Origin of the sequence: Paraburkholderia sp. Cpub6 (genome assembly GCF_014201065.1) — a bacterium.
Lineage (GTDB): Bacteria > Pseudomonadota > Gammaproteobacteria > Burkholderiales > Burkholderiaceae > Paraburkholderia > Paraburkholderia tuberum.
Genome location: NZ_JACHDM010000019.1, coordinates 88,258 through 114,103, shown reverse-complemented (window position 1 = coordinate 114,103; position 25,846 = coordinate 88,258). Strand labels below are relative to the sequence as shown.

Below are 25,846 nucleotides of genomic sequence, written 5' to 3'. Positions count from 1 at the left end.
ACGCGACAGACGGTCAACACAGCGCCGCGCGACGCGGCGACGAGGAGACAGGCATGGCGATGTCGAAGGGCAGGCGCTGGATCGTGATCGTGGGCGGAACGCTTTTGGCGTTGGTTCTGATCGCGATCGGCGCGATGCAATTCGCGCAACAGGAAGTCAAGAATCGCGTCAGCGCGGCGCTCGGGCCGCTCGGCAGCGCCGACAGTATCGACGTCGGCCTCACCTCGGTACACCTCACCCACGTCGTGCTAAAAGCGCCGCCTGACTGGCCAGCGGGTGAACCGCTACGCGCCGACGAAATCACGATCACCCCCGACGTGCGCGATCTGATCGCGCGGCGCATGCATATCCGCGAGGTCGTCGTGCGCGGCTTCGACATGGCCGTGTTACGCACGAAGGACGGCTCGCTGAATCTGCTGCCGAACCTGCGCGAATCGCTGAACCGCGGCGATCAGCCGGGCAACGCCGGCACGGCGCCGCCGATCCCGCGCGAAAAGCTGGTCGACCATATCCGGTTCGAACACGGCAACTTCCATTTCTACGACATGACTGTCGGGCCGCCGCCGTTCAAGGTCACGGTCAGCAACGCCAACGCGAGCGTCGACCATCTGCATCTGCCGGCGCTTACCGAACCGACCCATGTCAGCGTTCGCGGCTCGATGAAGGGGCCGGCGCATACGGGCACCGTGACGTTCGACGGCTGGATCAAAATCGCCAGCCGCGATTCGCAGACGACGAGCACGCTGCGCGGCGTCGATATTGCGATGCTCGATCAGTATCTGCTGAAGAAGGCCGGCACGCGCGCACAGGTGACGGGCGGCACCGTCGATCTGACGATCGAATCGACGGTGCGGAACTATCATCTCCATGCGCCCGGCACGGTGACGGTCCACAATCTGCAGCTCGCCGAATCCGACAATCCGCTCGAGACGTTCATGTCGATTCCGACCCACGCCGCCGTCGCGGCGCTGAAGACGCATAACGGCAATATCACGCTGCATTTCGTGCTCGACGGCGATCTGCGCGATCCGAAGTTCTCGGTGCGCGAAGGAATCCTCACGCGCATCGGCGCGGGATTTGCGCAGGCGCTCGGGGTCAGCGTCGAAGGCGTCGCGAAGGGTGCGGGCGAGACCGTCAAGGGTCTCGGTAATGCGCTGAAGAATCTGCTGGGGCAGTAGCGGCGGCGGTCAGCTCAAACCGGCAAGCCCAACTCGCGCAGCTCGGCTTCCGTTTGCGCGGTGCTCGTGTGATGCACGCCGTGCCAGCCGAGCGCCGTCGCGGCTTCGGCGTTCTTCGCGTTGTCGTCGATGAAGACGAGTTCGGCCGGCTCGACACCGGGCATTTGCAGTTCGATGCGCCGGCGCATCTCCGCGAAGATCGCCGGGTCGGGCTTCACGAGTTTCACGCGCCCCGACACGACGACGTCGCGAAACCGCCGCAGCACCGGATAGTGCTCCCACGCGTACGGAAACGTCTCGGCCGACCAGTTGGTCAGCCCGAAGAGCGGCACCTCGGCCGCTTCGAGCTTTTCCATCAGCGCGATGCCGTCGTCGAGCACACCCGCCACCATCTGGTGCCAGCGCTCATAGAACGCGCGGATCAGCGGTTCGTGATCGGGAAACCGCGCGATCAGCTCGTCGGTGGCTTCGACGATCGGCTGACCGCCATCCTGGCGGATCACCCAGTCCATCGAGCAGACGTGCGTGAGGAACCAGCGGCGCTCGACTTCGTCGGGAATCAGCTCGCGGTACAGGTACTCGGGACTCCAGTCGATCAGCACACCGCCGAAATCGAACACCACTGCCTTGATCGCCATGCACCACGCTCCTTTGGAAGGTCGTCGCTATGCTCAGATGGGTTGCGTGCGCAGTTCCAGCCACGCTTTCGCGTCGCCCGATACATGCGGCGCGAGGCGCGCGCGCACCGTCTCGTGATACGCGTTGAGCCACGCGCGCTCGTCGTCGCGCAGCAGCGACAGCTCGATGCAGCGCGCGTCGATCGGACACAGCGTCAGCGTTTCGAACTTCAGGAAGTCGCCGAATTCGGTTTTTTCCGCGGCCACGTTCAGCACGAGGTTTTCGATTCGCACGCCCCACTTGCCCGACCGATACAGACCCGGCTCGTTCGACGTGATCATGCCCTCCTCCATCGCGGTCCACGGTTCGGCCGGCGCGTAGTGCGAGATCACCTGCGGGCCTTCGTGCACGTTCAGGAAGTAGCCGACCCCGTGACCGGTGCCGTGGCCATAGTCGGCGCCGGCCTGCCAGATCGGCGCGCGCGCGATCGCGTCGAGCATCGGCGAGCGGATGCCGCGCGGGAATTGCGCGCGTGACAGCGCGATCATGCCTTTCAGCACGACGGTGAAATCGCGGCGCTGTTCGCTGCTCGGCGTGCCGACCGGGACGACGCGTGTGATGTCGGTCGTGCCGCTCAGATACTGGCCGCCCGAATCGATCAGCAGCAGGCCATTGCCTTCGATCACCGCATGCGACTCCTCGGTCGCGCGATAGTGCGGCATCGCGCCGTTCGCATTGAAGCCCGCGATCGTCGCGAAGCTCAGCGACACGAAGCCGGGACGGCGCGCGCGAGCTGCCGTCAGACGCTCGTCGATCGTCAGCTCGGTGATGCGCTCGCGGCCGAGCGCGCTTTCGAACCACGCGAAGAATTCGGCGAGCGCGGCGCCGTCCTGCTCCATCGTCTCACGCACGTGCGCGGCATCGGCGGCGGTCTTGCACGACTTCAGGAAAGTGGACGGATTGACCGCTTCGGCCACCTTGACCGACGACGGCACCGCCTGCAGCGAGCCGTACGTGATGCGGCGCGGATCGATCAGCAGCGTGCTGCCGGCTGGCAGCGCAGCAAGCGTGTCGGCGGTTTTCGCGTACGGCTCGACGCCGATGCCGTCGCGCGCGAGCACTTCGGCGAGCGCCGGCGACACCTTGCCGTCGGCGATAAATAACGACGCCCGATCCACGCCGATCAGCGCGTGCGCGACGAACACCGGGTTGTAGCTGACGTCGGCGCCGCGCAGATTCAGCAGCCAGGCGAGGTCGTCGAGCGTCGAGATGAAGTGCCACTGCGCGCCTTTCTCGACCATCGCGCGACGCACCTGCGCAAGCTTGTCCGCACGTGTGACGCCCGCTTGCGGCGCGGCGTGCTCGAAGACGGCGTCGGCGGGCAGCGCCGGGCGCTGCGCCCAGATCGCGTCGAACAGGTCGAGGTCGGTGCGCAATTGCACGCCGCGCGCGTTCAGTGCGGCGCTCAACGCGCGCGCGGCCGCAACGCCCAGCACCGCGCCGTCCACACCGACCGTGCCGCCGCTCGCGACGTTCTGCGCGAGCCATTCGAAATGCGGCGTCGTGAGCTGGCCGCCGGTCATCTTCATCAGCTCGACACCGCTGCCGGCGAGCTGCGCACTCGCCTGCTCCCAGTAGCGGCTGTCGGTCCAGACGCCGGCAAATTCGGCGGTGACGATCAGCGTGCCGGCCGAGCCGGTGAAGCCCGACAGCCACTGGCGGCCTTGCCAGCGCCCTGGCAGATACTCGGACAGATGCGGATCCGCCGACGGCACGAGGTAAGCGGCAATGCCTTCGCGCGCCATCGCGGCGCGCAGGCTCGCGAGGCGCTCGGGAATGGAGGAGGTTTCGGGAAATCGGGCGTTCATGGAGTTACCTGCAAGGATTCATCGACGGATTGACCGGCGCGTTGATTGACGCGACAAGAGGCCGACCGTCACGGCGACGGCGATGAGCGCGACGGCGGTGCATACCGGCCATTCGAGCATGTCGCCGTCATGGAAGAGACTTGTCACATTGCCGGCCATCCGCGCGACGCTCGTGCCGAGCACACCGGCCAACAGGGCGGCCCACCAGCGGGCGCGGCTCGCGCGGCGCTGCGGATGCAACCACCAGCCCGCGAGGCCGATCACCGCGCCGAGTACGAGAATGCCTGGCCAACCCATCAGGCGTCGACTCCAGACTGGGCGCTCAAACACGGCAAGATCAATTTCGGATTCGTCTCATAGGCGAAAGGAGCCGCCAACGCTAGCATTTTTGCCTCCTCAACTATACAAGTTCAGCACGGCGCTTTCCGCATAGCGGTTGAGTTTAGGGATCGGGGTGTGCTTAGGCAAGTTGTAAGTCTGACGAAAACGCCTCATGCTTCGCCCGTTGCCAGGCTGACGCAGCGCCATGCGCATCGCCCTTATCGAACCCGACGTGCAACACGCCAAACTGGTTGACCGGCTCATTTTCGCCGGCGGCCACGCGTGCCAGCACTTCACCACTAGCGCCACGTTCCTGCAGCGCGCTACCGACGAATTTTTCGACCTGTTGATCACCGAAAGTTGGGCCGGCGACCATTGCGCCGAAGACGTGATCCCGCGCGCGCGCTCCATTCTGCCGGGCCTGCCCGTCATGATGCTGCTGAGCGCACCGCGCGAATGCCAGATCGTCGCCGCGCTGCATGCCGGCGCCGACGACTGTCTCAGCAAGCCAGTGCGCGGCCCCGAAATGCTCGCGCGCGTCGAGGCGCTGCAGCGCCGTGCGGGCCTGCGGCGGCCGCCCAACCGTCGACGCGACGTGATCGGCGGCTATACGTTCGACGCGGCGAATTTGGCCGTGACATTCCGCGACCTGACCGTGATCCTGACGCCGAAGGAATTCCGCCTCGCGCTGGTGCTGTTCAACAATCTTGCGCGGCCGGTGTCGCGCGCGCATATTCTCGAAACCGTGTGGGCCCGCCGTCGCGACGTAAAGTCGCGCACCATCGACACCCACGCGTCGCGCGTGCGCAGCAAGTTGCAACTGCGCCCGGAGCTTGGCTACACGCTGACGCCGGTCTATGGTTACGGTTACCAGCTCGACGCGATCCCGCCGGAGAGCCTGACAGGCGCGAACTGACGCATGCGGGATATATGGCGGGCAGGATGTGAGTATCGTGGAAACGCTATAATATGTGGCTGAACGATAGCTCCCCCACATGCAGCTTCTAACGATCGGAATCAACCATCACACTGCGCCTGTCGCCTTGCGCGAACGCGTGGCGTTTCCGCTCGAACAGATAAAGCCCGCTCTCGACACGTTCAAAGGCATCTGGCTGGGCCACATGGCCCCCAACGCGCCCGAGGCGGCAATTCTGTCCACCTGCAACCGCACTGAACTCTATTGCGCGACCGACGACCTCGCCGCGCGCGAAGCCTCGGTGCAGTGGCTGTCGAAGTACCACAACCTCCCCATCGACGAACTCGCGCCGCACGTCTATGCGCTGCCGCAGTCCGAAGCCGTGCGCCATGCGTTCCGCGTCGCGTCGGGGCTCGATTCGATGGTGCTCGGCGAAACGCAGATCGTCGGACAAATGAAGGACGCGGTGCGCACCGCCTCCGAAGCCGGCGCCCTCGGCACCTACCTGAATCAGCTATTCCAGCGCACCTTCGCCGTCGCGAAGGAAGTGCGCAGCACCACCGAGATCGGCGCGCAGTCGGTGTCGATGGCCGCCGCCGCGGTACGCCTCGCCCAACGCATTTTCGACAAGATCGCGAACCAGCGCGTGCTGTTCATCGGTGCTGGCGAAATGATCGAGCTTTGCGCGACGCACTTCGCGGCGCAGCATCCGCGGGAACTCGTCGTCGCGAACCGAACCGCCGAGCGCGGCATGCGGCTCGCCGAGCGCTTCAACGGCCGCGCCATTCCGCTCTCCGAGCTCCCCGCGCGGATGCACGAATTCGACATCATCGTGTCGTGCACGGCGTCCACGTTGCCGATCATCGGTCTTGGCGCGGTCGAGCGCGCGGTCAAGGCGCGCCGTCACCGGCCGATTTTCATGGTCGACCTCGCGGTGCCGCGTGACATCGAACCCGAAGCCGGCCAGCTCGAAGACGTGTTCCTGTACACCGTCGACGACCTCGGCGCGATCGTCCGCGAAGGCAATGCGTCGCGCCAGGCCGCGGTCGCGCAGGCCGAAGCGATCATCGAAACGCGCGTACAGACCTTCATGCAGTGGCTTGATGCGCGCAGCATCGTGCCGGTGATCCGCCACATGCACACCCAGGCCGACACGCTGCGCCGCGCAGAGGTCGAACGCGCGCAGAAAATGCTCGCGCGCGGCGACGATCCGGCCGCAGTCCTCGAGGCACTGTCGCAATCGCTCACCAACAAGCTGATCCATGGTCCTACGCACGCGCTGAATCGCGCGAGCAGCGACAACCGCGACAAGCTGATCGAGCTGATGAGCGGCTTCTACAAACACCCCGGCTCTACCGAGCGTTAGCGGCGCAGTGCTCGCCGCACCCGCGCGCGCCACCGCCGTGGCTCGCAAAGTGCTTCCGCCCCGGGCATTCGCCCATTCCCCTGGCCGCATCCATTCCGGAGTCCGCTCCGCTACCCGCCCGATGAAAACGAGCATGCAACGCAAGCTCGACCAGCTGACCACCCGGCTGGCCGAACTGAACGACCTGTTGAGCCGCGAGGACATCACCGCCAACCTCGACCAGTACCGCAAGCTGACGCGCGAACACGCGGAGCTCGGCCCGGTCGTCGAGCATTATGGGCTGTGGCGCCAGGCGCAGAACGACGCCGCCACCGCGCAGGAACTGCTCGCCGACGCGTCGATGCGCGATTTCGCCGAAGAGGAAATCCGCGCAGCACGCGATCGTATGGAGACGCTCGGCGTCGAACTGCAGAAAATGCTGCTGCCGAGAGACCCGAACGACGAGCGCAACATTTTCCTCGAAATCCGCGCGGGCACCGGCGGCGATGAATCCGCACTGTTCGCGGGCGATCTGCTGCGCATGTATCTGCGCTATGCCGAGCGCAACCGCTGGCAGGTCGAGATGATGTCGGCGAGCGAATCGGACCTCGGGGGCTATCGCGAAGTGATCGTGCGAATTGCCGGCGATGCCGCGTATTCGAAGCTGAAGTTCGAGTCGGGCGGGCATCGCGTGCAGCGCGTGCCGGCCACCGAAACGCAGGGCCGCATCCATACCTCGGCGTGCACGGTCGCGGTGATGCCGGAAGCGGACGAGATCGGCGAAGTCGAGATCAATCCGGCCGATCTGCGTATCGACACGTTCCGCGCGTCGGGCGCGGGCGGCCAGCACATCAACAAGACCGACTCGGCGGTGCGCGTCACGCACTTGCCGACGGGCATCGTCGTCGAATGTCAGGACGACCGCTCGCAGCACAAGAACAAGGATCGCGCGCTGAAGGTGCTCGCCGCGCGCATCAAGGACAAGCAGGCGCGCGAGCAGCAGGCGAAGGAAGCGGCGACGCGCAAGAACCTGATCGGCTCGGGCGACCGTTCGGAGCGCATCCGCACGTACAACTTCCCGCAGGGGCGCCTCACCGATCACCGCATCAACCTGACGCTGTATCGCCTCGACGCGATCATGGACGGCGATCTCGAAGAACTGATCGCGGCGCTCGTCAGCGAGCATCAGGCCGAACTGCTGGCTTCGCTCGGCGACGCGGACTAACGCCCCGACAATGACCGACGCCTCCCCGGCTCCGCTCGACCCCACCGCTCTGCCCCCCACGGCCGAGGCGCTATTGCGCGCATCGCCGCTGCCACCGCTCGAAGCGCGGATTCTGCTCACGCATGTGCTCGGTTGGCGGCGCACGCAGCTGATCACGCGCGGCGAGGAGCCGCTCGAACGCGCAAGCGTCGAGCGTTATCGCACGCTCGAGGCGCGGCGCATGGCCGGCGAGCCGGTCGCGCAGCTCGTCGGTGCGCGCGAGTTCTTCGGGCTCGAATTCGAAGTGACGCCGCACGTGCTGATTCCGCGTCCTGAGACCGAGCTGCTGGTGGAGACCGCGCTCGCGGCGATCGAACCTCGGCCGCGCCCACGTGTGCTCGATCTCGGCACCGGGACCGGCGCAATCGCGGTGGCAATCGCGTCGATGCGGCCCGACGCGCAGGTCTGGGCGCTCGACCGCTCGGCCGACGCGCTCGCCGTCGCCGCGCGCAACGGCGCGCGCCTGCTCGACGTGAAACGCCCGGGGGGCGCCGTCGTTTTCCTGCCCAGCGACTGGTACGGCTCGCTCGACGCCGCGTTGCGCTTCGATGCGATCGTCAGCAATCCACCGTATATCGCGAGCGGCGACCCGCATCTGCGTGAGGGCGATCTGCGCTTCGAGCCGCGCGGCGCGCTCACCGACGAGGCCGACGGCCTCAGCGCGATCCGCGCGATCGTTGCCGGCGCCCCCGAGCGTCTCGCCGCCGACGGCACGCTTTGGATCGAACATGGCTACGACCAGGCCGAAGCCGTGCGCGCATTGTTGAGCGAACGCGGTTTCGCCGAGGTCCGCTCGGCGCGCGATCTCGCCGGCATCGAGCGGATCAGCGGCGGCGTGCTGCGCGCCGCTGCGGCCTGAGCGCGGTCGCCGAGGCTAAAACCCCAGGCGCGACGTGGCTGCGGCCGCCCGTAGCGAAATCCGCTATCATTTCAGCCTATTCCCATCCTTTATCGGAACCGCAAGGTCAGTCATGGATACGCAACAACGCATCAAGCAAATCGTCGACGGCAACAACGTCGTTCTCTTCATGAAGGGCACGGCCCAGTTCCCGATGTGCGGTTTTTCCGGCCGCGCCATCCAGATCCTGAAGGCGTGCGGTGCCGGTGAAATCAAAACCGTCAACGTGCTCGAAGACGACGAAATCCGTCAGGGCATCAAGGTGTTCTCGAACTGGCCGACCATTCCGCAGCTGTACGTGAAGGGCGAATTCATCGGCGGCTCGGACATCATGATGGAGATGTACGAATCGGGCGAACTGCAGCAGCTGTTCGCCGCGGCCTGAGCGTTCTACGCTTCGTTCGCTTCATCAGGCGCCGCAAGCCATGCAGCAAGCACGCACCGCGGTGCCTCGCCGGCTGATCGTCGCGATCACCGGCGCCACCGGCGCCATCTACGGCATCCGGCTGCTCGAGACGCTGCGGCAGCTCGGCGGCGTCGAGAGCCACCTGCTGATTTCGAGCGCGGGTTGGCTCAACATCCAGCATGAACTCGAGTTGGGCAAGGAAGACGTGCATCCGCTCGCGGATGTCGTCCATTCGGTGCGCGATGTCGGCGCGAGCATCGCGTCCGGCTCGTTCGCGACCGACGGCATGATCGTCGCGCCCTGCTCGATGAAAACACTCGCGAGCATCGCGCACGGTTTCGCCGACAACCTGATCACCCGCGCCGCCGACGTCACACTGAAGGAGCGTCGCCGTCTCGTGCTGCTGGTGCGCGAAACGCCGTTCAATCTCGCGCATCTGCGCAATATGACGGCCGTCACCGAAATGGGCGGAGTGATCTTCCCGCCGCTGCCCGCGTTCTATAACCGGCCTGCTTCGATCGACGAGATGGTCGACCACACTGTCGCACGCGTGCTCGATCTGTTTGCGCTGGGGCCGGCGTTGTCGCCGGCGTGGGAAGGATTGCGGGGCGCGCAGGATTAACCGCGACAACGCGGATTAACAACGGCTGCGACGCAATCAATTCCCGCCGAACCCATTTATCAAGCCGGCGTGCGGACCTATATTGGTAGCAACCCAATTTTTCCGTGCCGTGCTTACACGGCCGCGTTGCTGTCATGAACCGCTTACCTTCGCTTTTCCTGTCTCACGGCGCACCCACGTTGCCGATTGATCCGTCGATGCCGTCCGCCGAGTTCGGCACGCTCGGCACGCAATTGCCGCGTCCCGAGGCAATCCTGATGTTGTCGGCGCACTGGGGCACCGCGCAGCCACTCGCGAGCATCGCGACGGCGCCTGAAACCATCCACGATTTTTATGGTTTTCCGCGCCAGCTCTACGAAATCCAATACCCGGCGCCGGGCGCGCCCGACATAGCACGTAGCGCCGCCGCGCTGCTGGGCGCGAGCGGCATCGTCGCGGACGTGCAGCCGCACGGACTCGATCACGGCGCATGGGTGCCGATGCTGCTGATGTTTCCGCGAGCGGACGTGCCCATCGCGCAACTGTCGATCCAACCGCACAAGGACGCCGCGCATCATTTCCGCGTCGGCCGCGCGCTGCGCGCGCTAAAAGACGAAGGCGTGATGGTGATCGGCTCCGGCCAGATCACCCATAACCTGCGCGCCGCCGATTTCTCCGCGCGCCCGGAAGACGCCGATCCGCGTGTGGCCGAATTCACCGACTGGTTCGAGGACAAGCTCGTCGCGCGCGATATCGACGCGCTGCTCGACTATCGCCGCCAGGCGCCGCACGCGGTGTTGATGCATCCGACCGACGAGCATCTGTTGCCGGTATTCGCCGCGCTCGGTGCCGCCGACGACGACTATTCGCTCGCGATCCAGTCGCTCGGCACCTACCAACGCTCGCTCGCGATGACGAACTACGTGTTCGGGACCGCCTGATCCGGCGCGGGGTCGCGCACAAAGGTCAACAAAAAGCCCGCCTGATCATCGATCGGGCGGGCTTTTTATCGGCGCCGAAAGACCCGCGTCGAGCGGATCTTCGGTTTCGACCGGCGCTCAATGCGCGCCGATAACTTCGAGCACTTCGTCGTGCACGATCCGCTCGTCCAGATACTCCGAACGATAGCCGCTGTTCACGCCCCAGAAGTAGAACACCAACGAGAAGGCGATCACGACGAGCATGTCCCAGCCGTACGGCAGAATGCCGAAGCCGCCAAACTCCTTGCTGCCGATCAGCGACAGGATCGCCATGATCGGCAGATACGCGACCAGCCACCAGGCAGCCTTCAGGTCACGGCCCCAGCCCTCGAAGCCCGACTTCGCCTGGAAGTAGAAATACACCGGCAGCGCGACGACCATCAGCAGAATGATTTCGCCGGTCAGCGGCCACCTCGCCCAGTACAGGATCAGCGACGCGCAGACGAACGCGAACGGTGCGATCACCTTCATGCCGGCGATGTGCAGCGGGCGCTCGAGATCGGTTGCCGCGCGGCGCAGTGCCATCAGGCTGATCGGGCCGGTCAGGTACGAGATCACGGTCGCGACCGAAATCACCGCCGCGAGCGAACTCCAGCCGCGGAAGAAGAACAGGAAGATGAACGAGACGAGCAGGTTGAACCACATCGCGTTGCGCGGAACGCCATAGAACGGGTGCACGTTACCGAACATCTTCGGCATCGTGTTGTTGCGCTCCATCGCGTAGATCATGCGCGAGGTGGTTGCCATGTAGGTCGTACCGGTGCCGCTCGGGCTCACGAACGCGTCGACGTACAGCAGGATCGCCAGCCAGTTCAGGTTCAGCGCAATCGCCAGTTCCGCGAACGGCGAAGCAAAGCTGAAGTGGCTCCAGCCCTTCATCACGTCGGCCGGATTCGCGGCGCCGATGTATGCGATCTGCAGCAACACGTAGATCACGAGCGCGAGCAGGATCGAGCCGATCACCGCGAACGGCACGCTCCTGGCCGGATTTCGCGCTTCACCGGCCAGGTTGATCGGGCTCTGGAAACCGTTGAATGCGAACACGATGCCGCTCGTCGCGACCGCGGTCAGCACCGCCGACCAGCCGTACGGCGCGAACGTGGTCGTCTGACCAAAGTTCTCGGTGTGGACGCCTGTCATCATCAGGCCGACGATCGTTGCGCCCGGGATCAGGAACTTGAAGATCGTGATCGCCGAGTTGGCGCGCGCGAACAGCTTGACGCCCCAGTAGTTGAGCAGGAAATAGATGATGACGAGCCCGGCGGACAACAGCAGGCCGTTGGTCGACAACGACCCGTCGACGAACAGCGCATGCGCCCAGGGATAGGGCCAGGTACTCATATATTGGATCGATGCTTCGGCCTCGATCGGGATCACCGACACGATCGCGATCCAGTTGGCCCACGCGCTGATGAAACCGACCAGCGCGCCGTGCGAGTAGCGCGCATAGCGCACCATCCCGCCAGATTCCGGAAACATCGCGCCAAGTTCCGCGTAGGTCAGCGCAATCGCGAGAATCACGACCGCACCGATGATCCATGCGCAAATCGCAGCCGGACCGGCAATTTTTGCAGCCTTCCACGCGCCGAACAGCCAACCCGATCCGATGATCGAGCCCAGACCGGTCAGCATCAGCGCGAATGGCCCGATGTTCCGTTGTATAGAACTTTTCAAGTCTTCTCCTAAAATCAGAACCATGTCGGCACCGCGTGACATCGCTTGTGGCGGGTGGGGACGGGGTGACGCGCATGTAAGCGCGTCCAGATGCGGAATAGGTGCAACCGACGCGCGGCGCGTAGTTTAACGGTTGCACCGTGTGACTGCAGCGAAACCGCAGCCGAACCAAGGGTTCTCCCTAGCAAAAAGTTGTCCCCCTGCGCAAGCTTTGTAAGAAAATTTCGGATCAGTCCGGTAAAGTTTCGTCTAGACTGTTGACCTTCGTCCGAATTCGCCGTATAACGTTCGGGCAGGATTTCAAGTGGCGAGTGAAGTGGTTCTTTCGTAGTTCGCCCATCAACGGTACTCCGGTTGGTCCCATTACCCCCTTCCTTGATTTTCATGCACCCCGGGCTTCGGCCTTATTCACCATCTTTAGGAAAAAGTAATATGGAAACCGGTACCGTCAAGTGGTTCAACGACGCTAAGGGCTTTGGCTTCATCACTCCGGACGGCGGCGGTGAAGATCTGTTCGCGCATTTCTCGGAAATTCGCACTGAAGGCTTCAAGACGCTGCAAGAAAACCAGAAGGTCACGTTTGAAGTGAAGACGGGCCCGAAGGGCAAGCAAGCGGCTAACATCAAGCCGGTGTAAGCTCCGCGCTTCCTTCTGGACGCAAAAAACCCCGCCTCGGCGGGGTTTTTTATTATGGCGGCCAATCTGAATGCGCCGATTAACTTCGCATGACTTCGCAATTCGCGGCGGATTATTTGCTGATTATCCGGGATTATCCGAATACGCGCCGCGCATGAATACCGAGGCCAGTCGCCACGCTCGCGAGACGATCGCCGAACACCGCTTGCGCGTCTGGAAACGCCGCGGCCAGCGCGCCCGACAGAAACGCGAGGCCGGTCGACCCGCCGGTGAAATAGATCGCGTCGACATCGCGCGGCGCGACACCCGCCGCCTGCACCGTATCGCGCGCGGCCTGCACGATGCGTCGCGTTTCTTCCTCGCCTGCCTTGACGAGCTGCGCTTCGTCGAACGCGAGACGCAGATCCTCTTCCACCTGCTCGAGATCGATCACGGTCTCGCCGCCCGCCGCCACGCCGATCTTCGCCTCTTCCGCGTGGGCGGCGAGCGCGTGCCCGAAACGCTGCTCGACCACGCGCATCAGCCGGTCGTGGTGCTTCGTCTGCGTGAAAAGGTGCCGCATCAGCGCGAGTTCGCTGACGCGCTTCGGCGTGTAGACGGTGTTGATCAGGTGCCAGGTCGCGAGATCGAAATAAATCCGGTTCGGGATTTCGCGCCCTTGCGGATCGAGCGACTGGTAGCCGAGTTCGCGCAGTATCGTGGCGAGTTCGACGCGGCGGTCGAAGTCCGTACCCGCGACGTGCACGCCGTGGTGCGCGAGCACATCGTCCTTGCGCTCGACGCGCTTCATCCGTTCCGGCCCCACTCGCACGAGCGAAAAGTCCGACGTGCCGCCGCCGATGTCCGCCACAAGCACGAGCCCCTCGGCGCTCAGGTGCGATTCGTAGTCGAACGCAGCTGCGATCGGTTCATACTGAAAGTGGATGTCGCGCAAGCCGGCCGTGCGCGCAGCGGCTTCGAGCTGTTGCTGCGCCATCTGGTCGGCGCGCGGGTCGTCGTCGACGAAGAACACCGGGCGGCCCAGCACTGCGCGGTCGATCGCGCCGCCGGCGCTCGCCTCGGCCGCGCGCTTCAGGTGAGTCAGGAACGTCGCGATCACGTCGGTGTACTTGATCGCACTGCCGTCGCCGAGATCGGTCGTATTCTCGGCGAGCGGCGAGCCGAGAATGCTTTTCATCGAGCGCATCAGCCGGCCGTCGAAACCGTCGATGTAAGCAGCGAGCGCCGCGCGCCCGAATTCGCTGGTGCGTTCGTCGGTATTGAAGAAGACCGCGGTGGGCAGCGTCGTGTACGCGCCTTCGACCGGCGCCAGCTTCAGCTGCGGGCCGATCGGAACCGCGACGGCCGAATTGGAAGTACCGAAGTCAATCGCGCAATAGTTCATGGCAGGAATGGCCGCTCACGGCTGGCGCGCAAAGAAAGGGGAGCGGCTTTGTATCACGAAAACTCCGGCAGCATCAACTGAAGCTGCCGGGACGGCCGCAAGATCGTTTGAAATCATGGCGCGGAATGGATCTTGCTGCGTCCGACCGGATATGCCGCCCCATTTCGCCATCGAGGAGACTTCGCGTCATGAGCGTGCCGCCCACCGCCGCCGTCGATGAACGTCACGCCACGCTGATCGAAACCGATCTGCCGTCGCGACTGGACCGCCTGCCCTGGGGCCGCTTTCATACGCTAATCGTAGTCGCGCTCGGCGTGACGTGGCTGCTCGACGGGCTCGAGGTGACGCTTGCCGGCGCCGTCGCGAGCGCGCTGAAAACGAGCCCGGCGCTGCGCTTTTCGAATGCCGACGTCGGCCTCGCAGGCAGCGCGTACATTGCCGGCGCGGTGCTCGGCGCGCTCGGCTTCGGCTGGCTGACCGACCGGCTCGGCCGCCGCAAGCTGTTTTTCATCACGCTGACGCTGTATCTGGCCGCGACCGCGGCGACCGCGCTGTCGTGGAATCTGATGAGCTTCATGCTGTTCCGCTTCCTGACCGGCGCGGGTATCGGCGGCGAATACACGGCGATCAACTCGACGATCCAGGAATTCACGCCGGCACGCGTGCGTGGCTGGACCGACCTCGGCATCAACGGCACGTTCTGGGTTGGCGCAGGGCTCGGCGCAGCGGGCTCGCTGGTGCTGCTCGATCCGCATTTGCTGCCTTCCGACTGGGGCTGGCGCGCGTGTTTTTTCATCGGCGCGGGGCTCGCGCTGGCGATCCTGCCGATGCGCATCTGGATACCCGAAAGCCCGCGCTGGCTACTCACGCACGGCGACGAGCGCGACGCCCGCACGATCGTCGAGGGCATCGAGACGCGTTTTCGCAACGACGGCTACACGCTTGCCGACGACGCCCTCTCGCGGCTGCGCCTGCGCGCGCGCGACCATACGCCGTTGCGCGAGGTGTTCCACACGCTGTTCAACGTGCACCGGCGCCGCGCGCTGGTCGGTCTCACGTTGATGACCGCGCAGGCATTCTTCTACAACGCGATCTTTTTCACCTACGCGCTCGTCCTCACCGACTTCTATCACGTGCCGGGCGACGACATCGGCTGGTATCTGCTGCCTTTCGCGCTCGGCAATTTCCTGGGGCCGCTCGTGCTCGGGCGGCTGTTCGACGTGATCGGCCGACGCAAGATGATTGCCGCGACCTACGCGATGTCGGCGATCCTGCTGACGCTGTCCGGCTATCTGTTCGAGCAGCAACTGCTGAGCGTCGTCACGCAGACGGTCGCCTGGATGGTCATTTTCTTCTTTGCGTCGGCGGCCGCGAGTTCCGCGTATCTGACCGTGAGCGAATCGTTTCCGCTCGAAATCCGCGCGCTCGCGATCGCGGTTTTCTATGCGTTCGGCACCGCGCTCGGCGGCATCATCGGGCCGGCGTTTTTCGGTCGGCTGATCGATACGCATCAGCGCAGCGAGGTGTTTTCGGGCTATCTGGTCGGCTCGGCGTTGATGCTCGCGGCGGCGCTCGTCGCGGCGATCTGGGGTGTCGACGCGGAGCGCAAGTCGCTCGAACATGTGGCCGCGCCGCTGTCGAGCGTGATGGATGGTGAGAACGGCATGGACGGCGCTGCATGAAAAACGCGCGGACGGTGCCGCGCGTGCCTGACCGCTTAGTTGCTCATCGACTGCTTTCTTCGCTTTACCCGAAATCGCGCCGCAAGCGCGGCGAATCCATCGCTCAGAACGCCTTCTTCCAGGCGCCGGCGTACACGATCTCCGCGAGCGCCGCGCGTTGACGCGGCGCCTTCTCGCGTTCGCGAAGGACCGGGTCCAGTTTGTCGACGTCGCCGTAATGGCCGAGCGAGATCATCGCGATCGGCTCGACGTCCTTTGGTAGTTCGAAGGTGGTACGGAACGCGTTCACGTCGAAGCCGCTCATCTGGTGCGCGGCGAGGCCGAGCGCGTGCGCCTGCAGCACCAGCGCCATCGCCGCCGCGCCGGCGTCGTAGAACGCGCAGCGGTTTACGTCGCCCTTGTTGGTCAGTGTGTGCGCGGTCACCGCGATCAGCACCGGCGCGGGCGCATTCCAGCCCTGGTTGAACGGCACCAGCGTGGCGAAAGCCTTCTTGAACGCGACTTCGTCGACGCTGCGATCGAATACGACAAAACGCCAGGGCTGCGCGTTATATGAAGACGGCGCCCAGCGCGCCGCTTCGAGCACGGCTCGCAACTGATCGCGGCTCACCGGCTCGCTCGAATACGCGCGAGGGCTCCAGCGGCCTGCAATGAGCTCGTGAATGGCAACTTCGGTTGAGGCGGGTTTGGTGGCCATGCGCTTCTCTCGGTAGAAATTCATGATCGTCGGGCGGCTGCCCGAGGCCACATAGCATAACGGGCTTTCGGTGCGCGCTCCAAGTTGCGGCGCGGCGTTATGCGTGCTGGCTGAGAAAACGCGCACGGCCCCGTTATGGGGCCGTGCGTCGTTGCTTCGCTGACGGTGAATCCGCGCGGCTCGCGAAGGCGCCTCAGATTGCCTGCGGCGTCGGCACCTTGGCCGGGCGGTTGATGCGCAGCACGATCACCGCGGCGATCAGACACAAGCCGCCGGAAATCATCGATGCGACCGTGTAGGTGCCAAGACTCGCGCGCAGCATGCCCGCGCCGAGCGCCGCGAACGCCGCGCCGAGCTGGTGGCCCGCGACCACCCAGCCGAACACGATCGGCGCCGATTCCTTGCCATAGACGTCGGTCGCAAGACGCACGGTCGGCGGCACGGTGGCGATCCAGTCGAGACCGTAGAACACCGCGAACAGCGGCAGTCCGAAAAAGTCGATGCCGAACGCGTGCGGCAGATACATCAGCGACAGCCCCCGCAGCCCGTAATACCAGAACAGCAGCACGCGGCTATTGAAGCGGTCCGACAGCCAGCCCGACATCGTCGTGCCGAACAGGTCGAACACGCCCATCGCCGCGAGCAACGACGCGCCCTGCACTTCGGTCATCCCGTAGTCGCCGCACATCGCGATCAGATGGGTGCCGACATAGCCATTGGTGCTCGCGCCGCAAATGAAGAAGCTGAAGAACAGCAGCCAGAAGTCGCGCGTTTTGCTCGCCGACGCGAGCGTGCCGAATGCGATCGCGAGCGGATTCTGCCTGGTGACGGTCGTCGTGATGGGCGCGTCATGCGGTTCGCCGTACGGGCGCAACTGCATGCTGGCCGGATGCTCGGGCAGCAGGAACGCGACGAGCGGAATCACGACGCCCGCCGCGAGCGCGACGACCCACACGACCTGACGCCAGCCGTAATGCTCGGCGATAGCCGCGAGCAGCGGCAGAAACACCAGCTGGCCGGTCGCCGAGCTGGCGGTCAGGATACCCATCACGAGACCGCGGCGCGTCGTGAACCAGCGCGTCACGACCGTCGCCGACAGCGACAGCGCCGCTACCCCGGTCGAGCCGCCGACCATCACGCCCCAGATCAGCACCATTTGCCACGGATGCGTCATCAGCGACGACAACGCGACACCCGCGGCCATGGTGCCGAGCGCGCTCAGCAGCGTGGGGCGCACACCGAAGCGCTGCATCGCGGCGGCCGCGAAAGGCCCCATCAACCCGTACAGCGCGATGTTCACCGAGATCGCGAGCGAAATCGTCGCGCGGCTCCAGCCGAACTGGTGCTCGAGCGGCACCATCATCACGCTCGGTGTCGCTCGCGTACCCGCAGCCGCGAGCAACACCAGGAACACCACGGCGACGGTCAACCAGCCGTAGTGGAAACGCCCGCCTATCAGTCGCGCAGCCCAGTTCATTGGTTCTCCCATCGACGCGGCCCGGGTGGCGGCGTCGTTCGTATTATTACGGCCTCGGTGAATGACTTGTGACAGATCGGTCACAATAGTGTTGCGATCTTAGTTACTGGTCGGTAACATGTCAAGGCGTCAATCTCATTCGGGTGACTTGCCATGTCCGACAGCGAAACCCCCAAGCCCGCCCCTACTCGTGCGCGGCGCGCGCGCGGCGCACAGACCGCCGGGCCGCAGGCGCAGCTGCATCTGCTGCGCGCGGCCAGCGAGTTGTTCTATCGCGAGGGCGTGCGCACGGTCGGCGTCGATGCGGTGGTCGAGCGCGCGGGCGTGAACAAGATGAGTCTGTACCGGCAGTTTTCGTCGAAGGACGAGCTCGTGATGGCGTATCTGGAACAGAAGGACGAGCAGTTCTTCCGCTACGTCGAGAAGAGCTTCGCGAAGCATCCGGACGAGCCGGCGAAGCAGCTTCAGCAGTACTTCGACGACCTCGCGGTGCGCGCCTCGGTCGACGATTACCGCGGCTGCCCGTTCGTGAACGTGTCGGTGGAGTTTGCGGATACCGCGCATCCGGCGCGGCAGTTCGTGTTCCGCAACAAGCAGCGCTTGATGGCGCGCCTCGTCGAACTGTCGACGGCGGCCGGCGCCGGCGATCCGCAAGCGCTGGCCGATGGGCTCGGTCTGCTGATCGAGGGCGTGTACGCGGCGAGCCAGACTTACGGGCCGGGCTGCGGGCCGATCCTCGCCGCGCCGAAAGTCGCCGCGCAGTTGATAGCGGCCGCTTGCGCGGAGAAGCCGGTTCGCTGAGCCAGTCCGTCAGCTGGGTCCATTAGAATTGCGCGTCTTCCCGTCACATCCGTCCGCCATGCCGTTGCCCGCCGAATCCCACGATGCCGTTATCGCCGCGATCCGTCATTGGCTGACGGAGGCCGTGATCGGCCTGAACCTGTGTCCGTTCGCGAAGGCCGTGCATGTGAAGGGGCAGATTCGCTATGCGGTCAGCGAAGCGGACACGCTCGAAGCGGTGCTGGCCGACCTGGAAGCCGAGCTGCAGGCCCTCGTCGCCGCCGACCCCGCCGCCATCGACACGACGTTGCTGATCCTGCCGCGCGCGTTCGGGGACTTTCTCGGCTTCAACGACTGCCTGTTCTTCGCCGACCGGCTCGTCCAGCAGCTACGGCTCGAAGGCGTCATCCAGATCGCGAGCTTTCATCCGCATTACCGGTTCGAAGGCAGCGAGCCCGACGATATCGAAAACTACACGAACCGGGCGCCCTATCCGATCCTGCATCTGCTGCGCGAGGACAGCATCGAGCGGGCCGTGCAGGCCTTTCCCGACGCGGAAGAGATCTACGAGCGCAATCAGGAAACGCTGCGGCGAATTGGCCTCGCGGGCTGGGATGCGTTGATGAAGCGCTAAATGAAGCGCCAGGCCGCGCCTCAGGCCGGCACGAAAAATCGCTCCTTCAGCGCATCGAGCCCGAGCGCGTCCAGCACTTCGCCGAGCCGCTCAGCGGGCCGGCGCCGCGGCAGGTCCTTGTACTGCGCGATGATCAACTCGTTTTTCATCGCGTGTTCCCAGCCGACCAGCTCGGTCACGCTGACCTGATAGCCATGCGCTTCGAGCTGCAGGCAGCGCAGCACGTTCGTGATCTGGCTGCCGAATTCGCGCGTGTGCAGCGGATGCCGCCAGATTTCCGTCAGCGCGGTCTTCAGAGCCTTGCCCTTGTTCTGCCGCAGCACGCCGGCCACCTCGGCCTGGCAGCACGGCACGACGACGATGTACTTCGCGTGCTTTTCGAGCGCGAAACGGATCGCGTCGTCGGTGGCGGTATTGCACGCGTGCAGCGCGGTCACGATGTCGATTTCGGCGGGCAGCCGCGTCGACGTGATCGACTCCGCCACCGACAGATTCAGAAACGACATCCCCTTGAAGCCGAGCCGCGCCGCCAGCTCTTCGGACTTCGTCACCAGCTCTTCACGCGTTTCAATGCCGTAAATGTGCGAAGCCCCACCAGCGACATCCTGAAACTCCTTGAAAAACAGGTCGTACAGGATAAAACCGAGGTATGACTTGCCCGCGCCGTGATCGACGAGCGTCAGCGCCCCCTGCTGGTCCTTCAGGTCCTTGAGTAGCGGCTCGATGAACTGGAACAGATGGTAGACCTGCTTCAGCTTGCGACGGCTGTCCTGATTCATCTTGCCGTCGCGCGTGAGGATGTGGAGCTCTTTGAGCAGTTCGACGGACTGGTTGGGACGGATTTCGTGGGTTTTGCCGGACATCGTATGGGCCGCCATCAATTGCAGTGCGAACGTGCGACAGATGACGGAAAAAGAGAAAAGTTGCTGCCAGTTTACCCAAAGTGCGGCAATCCCAGCGAGTACGCCGTCCGGATCACGCGAGACAGGCGGTCCACTGGGAACACTTCCTGCTCGAAAGGCGCTGCGCGGAAGTGTCTCGAGAATGGCCGAAAACAGCTTGAGCGCCGGCTGAGCCTGCGGGTGCAAGCCGCGTCGCCGAAAACAGGAAGCTGTCCGGCCGTGCAACCGGACACGCGAACCGGATGCATGTGGGGAGAGCGGTCCCGCAACAAGGGGCGAACGTTACGTAACCAGCAGCGGCCGGCTTTGCAACGGGTCGCGCGCTCGGATGATCACAGAAGAGGCGGCAATGGATACGGTACCCAACGGAAATGTCGAACAGAAGTTTCAGGAAATGATGGCGAAGCTCACCGCCGCGCCGGCATGGTCGGAGAAACAGCAACTCGAACTGGAGATGGCTCGCGACATCTCCACGGAAATGCTGCGGCTCGCCGAGGTTATGCGCGACGGCAACGTCGACCTCGAGACCTGCCTGACGATGCTCAAGTACGCCAAGGTGCTCGACTTCGTGATGACGACGCTCGCGTCGCGACGCGACATCAAGCCGCAGACGTTGCGGGTGATCTTCAAGCTCGCCGGGCTGAAGGTCGATGAGGCGTATCCGGGTTAGCGCGTCGGCATCCTGGTTAGATTGGCTTGGTATCGCGTTTCTCGTATCACCACAAGACTGCTGCAACACGCCCGCACGCGGGCGGCTGGATGCCGCTCGCGACGCGGGCTTCCACACTCCCCTTCCACGGGTGTCTCAAGCGTGCGGCGCCTCGACGGGCGGCGTTCCCTCATGAAATAGCGTCTTCAGCTGCTCGCGCAGCTCCGGCGAATCCGCGTGCTTGTGAACGCTGACGGCATGCTGGACCGCGGCTTCGAGCAGTTCGCCGTCGCTGTCGGCGGATAGCGCGACAGTGCAGTTCGTTTCGCTCGGAAACTCGCGACAGTCGATATATTTGCGGGTCATGGCAATCTCCTTGAACCAGACGATCGACCCTTCCACCGATTCAACGGGCGATGCGCGTCGGCTGCCGGCGCGCGGCAGTGAAGCGCGCCGCAGCGGCTGCGTGGCAAGTGACGTGATTGGGGATTGACGCGAGGAACGACCCGAACGGCGTCCGATGGAAGGTGTTTGAAAAGTATAGGTCGCGTGCGGCGCGAGCCAAGCGGTGAACGAGATGCGCAACGGCCGGGAGAAAGACTGAATCCAGTATTTTCCGGTCTGGGGCGATCGAGCCCGGTCGCCTGGCGAATAGCCGCCTATTTGCCAGTACCGAGCACAGTTCGACAGAGTTTGTCGGCGTTTGCCGCGCGCCGCGCGCGGTGTGACAATAGCGCCCTTCGCACCGCATATCCGTTCGGTCACCGCGGCGCACCGCCTTTTCTCCCCGTTGATCCGCTGAACCGCATGTCAATCTCGCTCGATTCCGCCCGCGTCGCCGTGATCGGCGGCGGCCCCGCCGGCCTGATGGCCGCCGAGACGCTTGCCGGGCGCGGCGTGCAAGTCCACGTATATGACGCGATGCCGTCGGTCGGCCGCAAATTCCTGATGGCGGGCAAAGGCGGCATGAACATCACGCATTCGGAAGCCCTCGCGCCGTTTCTCGACCGCTACGGCTCGCGCCGCGAGCGCATCGCGCCGTTACTCGACGCGTTCGGTCCCGACGCGCTGCGCACATGGTTGCGCGAGTTGGGCGTCGAGACGTTCGTCGGCAGTTCGGGGCGCGTATTTCCGTCCGACATGAAGGCCGCGCCGATGCTGCGCGCGTGGCTGCATCGGCTGCGCGAAGCGGGTGTGCAGTTTCATATGCGTCACAAGTGGAGCGGCTGGGCGTCAACACCCGAAGACGGTGCCGCCCACGCGTTGCGCTTCGACACGCCAAACGGTGAGCAGACGATCAGCTGCGACGCGGTCGTGTTCGCGCTCGGCGGCGCCAGTTGGCCGCGTCTCGGCTCCGACGCCGCGTGGGTGCCGCTGATGACGTCGCGCGACGTGCCGGTGACGCCGCTGCGTCCCGCGAACTGCGGCTTCGACGCGGACTGGAGCCCGTATCTGCGCGAGCGTTTCGCGGGTCAGCCGATCAAGACGGTCGCGATTTCCGTCACCGGTGTAGACGGAAAAGTCCACAATCGACAAGGTGAAATACTTTTGACCGAAACGGGCCTCGAAGGGAGCCTGATTTACGCGTTGTCGGCGCCGATCCGCGAGCGGATTCTCGCCGGCGGCGAGCTCACGATCGCGCTGGATCTCGCGCCAGGCTTGCCGCTCGAGCGAGTCGTGGAGGAAGTGACGCGGCCGCGCGGCTCACGCTCGATCGCGAGTCATCTGCACGGGCGAATCGGAATCGGCGGGGTCAAGCTGGCGTTGTTGCACGAGATTCTGTCGAAAGAAGCCTTCGCCGATGCGCGCGGCCTCGCCCACGCGATCAAGGCGCTGCCGATGCGACTGCTGCGCGCGCGACCGATCCAGGAAGCGATCAGTACGGCGGGCGGAATCCCGTTCGAGGCGTTGGACGCGCATCTGATGATCGACCGGATGCCCGGCGCATTCTGCGCGGGCGAAATGCTCGATTGGGAGGCGCCGACCGGAGGTTATCTGTTGACCGCCTGCTTTGCCAGCGGGCTGGTCGCTGGCCGGGGCGCGTGCGCGTATCTGGAAGCGCACGGCACGCCGGCGTGACGCGCGCAGTCGCCGTCACCGCGCCTTGAGCCGCCACAACGACGTGACCTCGGCCGCTCGCGCAACATACAACGAATCGTTCTGATCGCTGGCCTTCGGATGCCGTGGACGAATGTCCTCGCGTCCCACGACACTGAGCCCCGCGTGCTCGATCGCCGCGAGCAGCCACTCGCGCGTACGCAGCCCAAGGTGCTCGGCGAAATCCGAAATGATCAGCCAGCCCTCGCCGCCCGGCATCAGATGATCGGCGAGGCCGTGCAGGAAACCGACCAGCATGCGGCTGTCCGGATCGTAGACCGCGTATTCGAGCGGCGACGCGGGCCGCGCCGGCACCCACGGCGGATTGCAGACGACAAGCGGTGCCCGACCGTCCGGAAACAGATCGGCCTGCACAATCTCGACCTGCTCGTCGTAGCCAAGACGCGCGAGATTTTCACGAGCACACGCAAGCGCGCGCGCATCCTGGTCCGTCGCGACGATCTTGCGCACGCCGCGTTTGGCCAGCAGCGCGGCCAGCACGCCAGTGCCGGTGCCGATATCGAACGCGAGGTCCAGCGACGGCAGCGGCGTGCGCGCGACCAGATCGACGTACTCGCCGCGCACCGGTGAGAACACACCGTAGTGCGGATGGATGCGCTCGCCGAGCGCCGTAATCTCGACGCCCTTCTTGCGCCATTCGTGCGCGCCGATCAAACCGAGCAACTCGCGCAACGACACGACCGACGCGTCACCGCTCGCCGGTCCATAAGCTTCGATGCAGGCCTGCCGCACGTCGGGCGCGCGACGCAGCGGAATGGCGTAGTCGGCATCGAGCGGAATCAGGATCATGCCGAGCGTGCGCGCGCGCTGCGACTGCGCCTGCCGATGCTGGTTGAACGCGTCGAGCGGTGTGGCTCCCTGCTTGCGCGGCTTGCGTTCGAGCCGGCGCGTAACGGCCTGCAGCAGTTGGCGCGCGTTCTGGAAGTCGCCGCGCCACAGCAGCGCGGTGCCTTCGCAGGCGAGGCGGTAGGCCGAATCGGCGGTGGTGCGGTCGTCGGCGACGACGACGCGCTTCGGCGGCGGCACGGCCGCTTCGGAACGCCAGCGTGCGGTGCGCGGGCCGTCGGCTTCTGGCCAGGTGAGAGTTGCGGGGCTGGTCATGGTGCAATGGAGTCGATGTGACGTCGCCGGCGACGTGGACCGCGGCAGCGGACCGGAATGTCCGGCGGCTGCCCGCCATCCCGGGCGACGCCCGAATAGTACCGTACCGCCGCCGTGCGGATTCGCGGCGCGGCATGAATTGGTGACGGTGATGAGGTGACGGTGATGAGGTGAGTCTAGACGCACCGAAAGTAGACAATAATGTCTACGATCGACAAGGTGAAAGAGATATCATGATTTTTGAGCCATCGCGCGGCTCACCTCACGCTGCCCTCGCACGTTTTGACGTGCGTGAAACCCTCGTCGCAAACAAGCCTGGCCAAGGCTTCGGTGATCGGCATCAGCAACGATCCGGGCAATTTCCACCGAAAAAGAAAAACCCCGCCAAAGCGTGTGCTTCGACGGGGTTTTCTAGCATTTCCAGTTACTGCTGATAAAGCAATCTGGTGCCGGCTGCAGGACTCGAACCCGCCACCTCATGATTACAAGTCAAGCGCTCTACCTGATGAGCTAAGCCGGCATGAGGCCGTGATTCTACTTCATTTCACGATCTTAAGGCGAGCCCTTCCGCCGCCTTTCGAGCCATCGTCGTCGGGCTGCGGTTTGTCGTCGGCGTCGGTGGCCTCGGCAGGGTCGGCGGGGGCGGTTTCGACGGCGCGCGGAGCCGTCGGCGTGTCAGCTTCGTCCGCGGCATCCGCGCCCGAATCCTGAGCCTCGCCGCCCGCCGATTCGACCGGAAACGCCATACCCTGGCCGTTCTCGCGCGCGTAGATCGCAAGAATATTGGCGACCGGCACTTCGATCTTGTGGGACTTGCCGGAGAAGCGCGCGTTGAACTCGATCCACTCGTTGCCCATCTGCAGCTGGCTGGTCGCCTCGAAGCTGATGTTCAACACGATCTCGTTGTCGCGCACGAACTGACGTGGCACGCGCGTCTGATTGTCGACGCGGACCGCGATATGCGGTGTGTAGCCGTTATCCGTGCACCACTCGTAGAGCGCGCGCAACAGATAAGGTTTCGTGGAAATCTCTTGCATCAACAGTCCTCTTGCGGGCGCGGGCGCGCATCGAAGCGATGCGACGTCCGCGATCCAAAGCCAAACTCAACGACGCATCACCTTTTCCGACGGCGTCAGCGCTTCGATATAAGCCGGGCGGCTGAAAATGCGCTCGGCGTACTTCATCAGCGGCGCGGCGTTCTTCGACAGCTCGATACCGTAGTGGTCAAGGCGCCAAAGCAGCGGTGCGATCGCGACGTCGAGCATCGAGAACTCTTCGCCGAGCATGTACTTGTTCTTCAGGAAGATCGGCGCGAGCTGCGTCAGGCGATCGCGGATCGCGAGGCGCGCCTTCTCGTGATTCTTCTCCGCTGCCTTGCCCTTCTCGTTTTCGAGTGTGCCGACGTGGACGAACAGCTCTTTCTCGAAGTTGAGCAGGAACAGGCGGGCACGCGCGCGCTGGACCGGATCGGCCGGCATCAGCTGCGGGTGCGGGAAGCGCTCGTCGATGTACTCGTTGATGATGTTCGATTCGTACAGAATCAGGTCCCGTTCGACGAGAATCGGCACCTGACCATACGGATTCATCACGGCGATGTCTTCCGGCTTGTTGAACAGGTCGACGTCGCGGATCTCGAAGTCCATGCCCTTTTCGAACAACACCAGCCGGCAACGCTGGGAGAACGGGCAAGTAGTGCCGGAATACAGAACCATCATGT

At 64.6% G+C, this 25,846-nt stretch carries 26 protein-coding genes and 1 tRNA gene; 14 read left to right on the top strand and 13 right to left on the bottom strand.

What is annotated here, in order from left to right; translation table 11 throughout:
• Window positions 1–53: 53 nt before the first annotated feature.
• Window positions 54–1,178: a DUF748 domain-containing protein gene (locus tag HDG33_RS26550; RefSeq protein ID WP_184035941.1), complete on the top strand. Its 1,125-nt coding sequence runs from the start codon at window positions 54–56 to the stop codon at window positions 1,176–1,178.
• A 14-nt stretch (window positions 1,179–1,192) separates the two neighbouring features.
• Here the strand turns inward: HDG33_RS26550 and HDG33_RS26545 are convergent, their stop codons facing one another.
• From HDG33_RS26545 to HDG33_RS26535, 3 genes are read right to left on the bottom strand one after another with little or no spacing between them, the layout of a single operon-like run.
• On the bottom strand, window positions 1,193–1,816 hold the full coding sequence (locus tag HDG33_RS26545; protein WP_184035938.1) for an HAD family hydrolase: 624 nt from the start codon (window positions 1,814–1,816) through the stop codon (window positions 1,193–1,195).
• Window positions 1,817–1,849: 33 nt separating this feature from the next.
• On the bottom strand, window positions 1,850–3,664 hold the full coding sequence (locus tag HDG33_RS26540) for an aminopeptidase P family protein (RefSeq protein ID WP_184035935.1): 1,815 nt from the start codon (window positions 3,662–3,664) through the stop codon (window positions 1,850–1,852).
• 18 nt (window positions 3,665–3,682) lie between these two features.
• Window positions 3,683–3,961 carry a hypothetical protein gene (locus tag HDG33_RS26535; protein ID WP_184009140.1) on the bottom strand — a complete coding sequence of 93 codons (279 nt, stop codon included), beginning with the start codon at window positions 3,959–3,961 and terminating at the stop codon, window positions 3,683–3,685.
• 229 nt (window positions 3,962–4,190) lie between these two features.
• On the opposite strand from HDG33_RS26535, the gene HDG33_RS26530 reads away from it, so the two are divergent.
• From HDG33_RS26530 to HDG33_RS26500, 7 genes are all read left to right on the top strand, one after another.
• The gene (locus HDG33_RS26530) at window positions 4,191–4,901 is read left to right on the top strand and encodes a response regulator transcription factor (RefSeq protein WP_184035932.1); all 711 of its coding nucleotides are present in this window, start codon (window positions 4,191–4,193) and stop codon (window positions 4,899–4,901) included.
• A 79-nt stretch (window positions 4,902–4,980) separates the two neighbouring features.
• Window positions 4,981–6,267, top strand: coding sequence for a glutamyl-tRNA reductase (hemA, locus tag HDG33_RS26525; RefSeq protein ID WP_184035929.1), 1,287 nt, complete (start codon window positions 4,981–4,983; stop codon window positions 6,265–6,267).
• A gap of 121 nt (window positions 6,268–6,388) precedes the next feature.
• Window positions 6,389–7,471, top strand: a complete 1,083-nt coding sequence (prfA, locus tag HDG33_RS26520) for a peptide chain release factor 1 (protein ID WP_184035926.1) — start codon at window positions 6,389–6,391, stop codon at window positions 7,469–7,471.
• A 10-nt stretch (window positions 7,472–7,481) separates the two neighbouring features.
• Window positions 7,482–8,369 carry a peptide chain release factor N(5)-glutamine methyltransferase gene (prmC, locus tag HDG33_RS26515; protein WP_184035904.1) on the top strand — a complete coding sequence of 296 codons (888 nt, stop codon included), beginning with the start codon at window positions 7,482–7,484 and terminating at the stop codon, window positions 8,367–8,369.
• A gap of 112 nt (window positions 8,370–8,481) precedes the next feature.
• On the top strand, window positions 8,482–8,793 hold the full coding sequence (gene grxD, locus HDG33_RS26510; RefSeq protein WP_018420101.1) for a Grx4 family monothiol glutaredoxin: 312 nt from the start codon (window positions 8,482–8,484) through the stop codon (window positions 8,791–8,793).
• Window positions 8,794–8,833: 40 nt separating this feature from the next.
• Window positions 8,834–9,436, top strand: a complete 603-nt coding sequence (locus HDG33_RS26505) for a UbiX family flavin prenyltransferase (RefSeq protein ID WP_184035882.1) — start codon at window positions 8,834–8,836, stop codon at window positions 9,434–9,436.
• Window positions 9,437–9,570: 134 nt separating this feature from the next.
• Window positions 9,571–10,356, top strand: a complete 786-nt coding sequence (locus HDG33_RS26500; RefSeq protein ID WP_184035879.1) for a class III extradiol ring-cleavage dioxygenase — start codon at window positions 9,571–9,573, stop codon at window positions 10,354–10,356.
• 117 nt (window positions 10,357–10,473) lie between these two features.
• Here the strand turns inward: HDG33_RS26500 and HDG33_RS26495 are convergent, their stop codons facing one another.
• Window positions 10,474–12,069 carry an APC family permease gene (locus HDG33_RS26495; protein WP_184035876.1) on the bottom strand — a complete coding sequence of 532 codons (1,596 nt, stop codon included), beginning with the start codon at window positions 12,067–12,069 and terminating at the stop codon, window positions 10,474–10,476.
• 432 nt (window positions 12,070–12,501) lie between these two features.
• Between HDG33_RS26495 and HDG33_RS26490 the strand changes: the two genes are divergently transcribed.
• Complete coding sequence (locus tag HDG33_RS26490; protein ID WP_007180251.1) at window positions 12,502–12,705, top strand: cold-shock protein; 204 nt, start codon at window positions 12,502–12,504, stop codon at window positions 12,703–12,705.
• A gap of 133 nt (window positions 12,706–12,838) precedes the next feature.
• Here the strand turns inward: HDG33_RS26490 and HDG33_RS26485 are convergent, their stop codons facing one another.
• The gene (locus HDG33_RS26485) at window positions 12,839–14,089 is read right to left on the bottom strand and encodes an Hsp70 family protein (protein ID WP_184035873.1); all 1,251 of its coding nucleotides are present in this window, start codon (window positions 14,087–14,089) and stop codon (window positions 12,839–12,841) included.
• A gap of 188 nt (window positions 14,090–14,277) precedes the next feature.
• Between HDG33_RS26485 and HDG33_RS26480 the strand changes: the two genes are divergently transcribed.
• On the top strand, window positions 14,278–15,771 hold the full coding sequence (locus HDG33_RS26480; RefSeq protein WP_184035871.1) for an MFS transporter: 1,494 nt from the start codon (window positions 14,278–14,280) through the stop codon (window positions 15,769–15,771).
• Window positions 15,772–15,874: 103 nt separating this feature from the next.
• Here the strand turns inward: HDG33_RS26480 and HDG33_RS26475 are convergent, their stop codons facing one another.
• Together HDG33_RS26475 and HDG33_RS26470 are read right to left on the bottom strand one after the other, a co-directional pair.
• Window positions 15,875–16,468 (bottom strand): nitroreductase family protein, encoded by a 594-nt coding sequence (locus tag HDG33_RS26475; RefSeq protein ID WP_184035868.1) that lies wholly within the window; start codon window positions 16,466–16,468, stop codon window positions 15,875–15,877.
• A gap of 193 nt (window positions 16,469–16,661) precedes the next feature.
• A complete protein-coding gene (locus tag HDG33_RS26470) occupies window positions 16,662–17,945 on the bottom strand; it encodes an MFS transporter (protein WP_018420094.1) in 1,284 nt (427 codons plus the stop codon).
• A gap of 153 nt (window positions 17,946–18,098) precedes the next feature.
• On the opposite strand from HDG33_RS26470, the gene HDG33_RS26465 reads away from it, so the two are divergent.
• Together HDG33_RS26465 and HDG33_RS26460 are read left to right on the top strand one after the other, a co-directional pair.
• Entirely contained in the window at window positions 18,099–18,746 is a 648-nt protein-coding gene (locus tag HDG33_RS26465; protein ID WP_184035865.1) for a TetR/AcrR family transcriptional regulator, read from the top strand.
• Between the two features lie 58 nt (window positions 18,747–18,804).
• Window positions 18,805–19,359, top strand: a complete 555-nt coding sequence (locus tag HDG33_RS26460) for a DUF1415 domain-containing protein (protein WP_184035862.1) — start codon at window positions 18,805–18,807, stop codon at window positions 19,357–19,359.
• Between the two features lie 20 nt (window positions 19,360–19,379).
• Here the strand turns inward: HDG33_RS26460 and HDG33_RS26455 are convergent, their stop codons facing one another.
• Window positions 19,380–20,222: an SAM-dependent methyltransferase gene (locus HDG33_RS26455; protein ID WP_184035859.1), complete on the bottom strand. Its 843-nt coding sequence runs from the start codon at window positions 20,220–20,222 to the stop codon at window positions 19,380–19,382.
• Between the two features lie 388 nt (window positions 20,223–20,610).
• On the opposite strand from HDG33_RS26455, the gene HDG33_RS26450 reads away from it, so the two are divergent.
• Entirely contained in the window at window positions 20,611–20,931 is a 321-nt protein-coding gene (locus HDG33_RS26450; protein ID WP_090802066.1) for a DNA-binding protein, read from the top strand.
• Window positions 20,932–21,066: 135 nt separating this feature from the next.
• Here the strand turns inward: HDG33_RS26450 and HDG33_RS26445 are convergent, their stop codons facing one another.
• Window positions 21,067–21,276, bottom strand: coding sequence for a DUF1059 domain-containing protein (locus HDG33_RS26445; RefSeq protein ID WP_018420089.1), 210 nt, complete (start codon window positions 21,274–21,276; stop codon window positions 21,067–21,069).
• Window positions 21,277–21,717: 441 nt separating this feature from the next.
• Here HDG33_RS26445 and HDG33_RS26440 point away from each other — a divergent pair, with 441 nt between their 5' ends.
• Window positions 21,718–22,989, top strand: a complete 1,272-nt coding sequence (locus HDG33_RS26440) for a TIGR03862 family flavoprotein (RefSeq protein ID WP_184035856.1) — start codon at window positions 21,718–21,720, stop codon at window positions 22,987–22,989.
• Between the two features lie 15 nt (window positions 22,990–23,004).
• On the opposite strand, the gene HDG33_RS26435 is transcribed toward HDG33_RS26440, so the two are convergent.
• From HDG33_RS26435 to HDG33_RS26420, 4 genes are all read right to left on the bottom strand, one after another.
• On the bottom strand, window positions 23,005–24,129 hold the full coding sequence (locus tag HDG33_RS26435) for a class I SAM-dependent methyltransferase (protein ID WP_184035851.1): 1,125 nt from the start codon (window positions 24,127–24,129) through the stop codon (window positions 23,005–23,007).
• 444 nt (window positions 24,130–24,573) lie between these two features.
• Window positions 24,574–24,649: transfer RNA gene (locus HDG33_RS26430), tRNA-Thr, on the bottom strand.
• 19 nt (window positions 24,650–24,668) lie between these two features.
• A complete protein-coding gene (locus HDG33_RS26425; protein ID WP_184035839.1) occupies window positions 24,669–25,166 on the bottom strand; it encodes a ClpXP protease specificity-enhancing factor in 498 nt (165 codons plus the stop codon).
• A gap of 66 nt (window positions 25,167–25,232) precedes the next feature.
• Window positions 25,233–25,844 (bottom strand): glutathione S-transferase N-terminal domain-containing protein, encoded by a 612-nt coding sequence (locus tag HDG33_RS26420; RefSeq protein WP_006052302.1) that lies wholly within the window; start codon window positions 25,842–25,844, stop codon window positions 25,233–25,235.
• Between the last annotated feature and the right edge of the window lie 2 nt (window positions 25,845–25,846).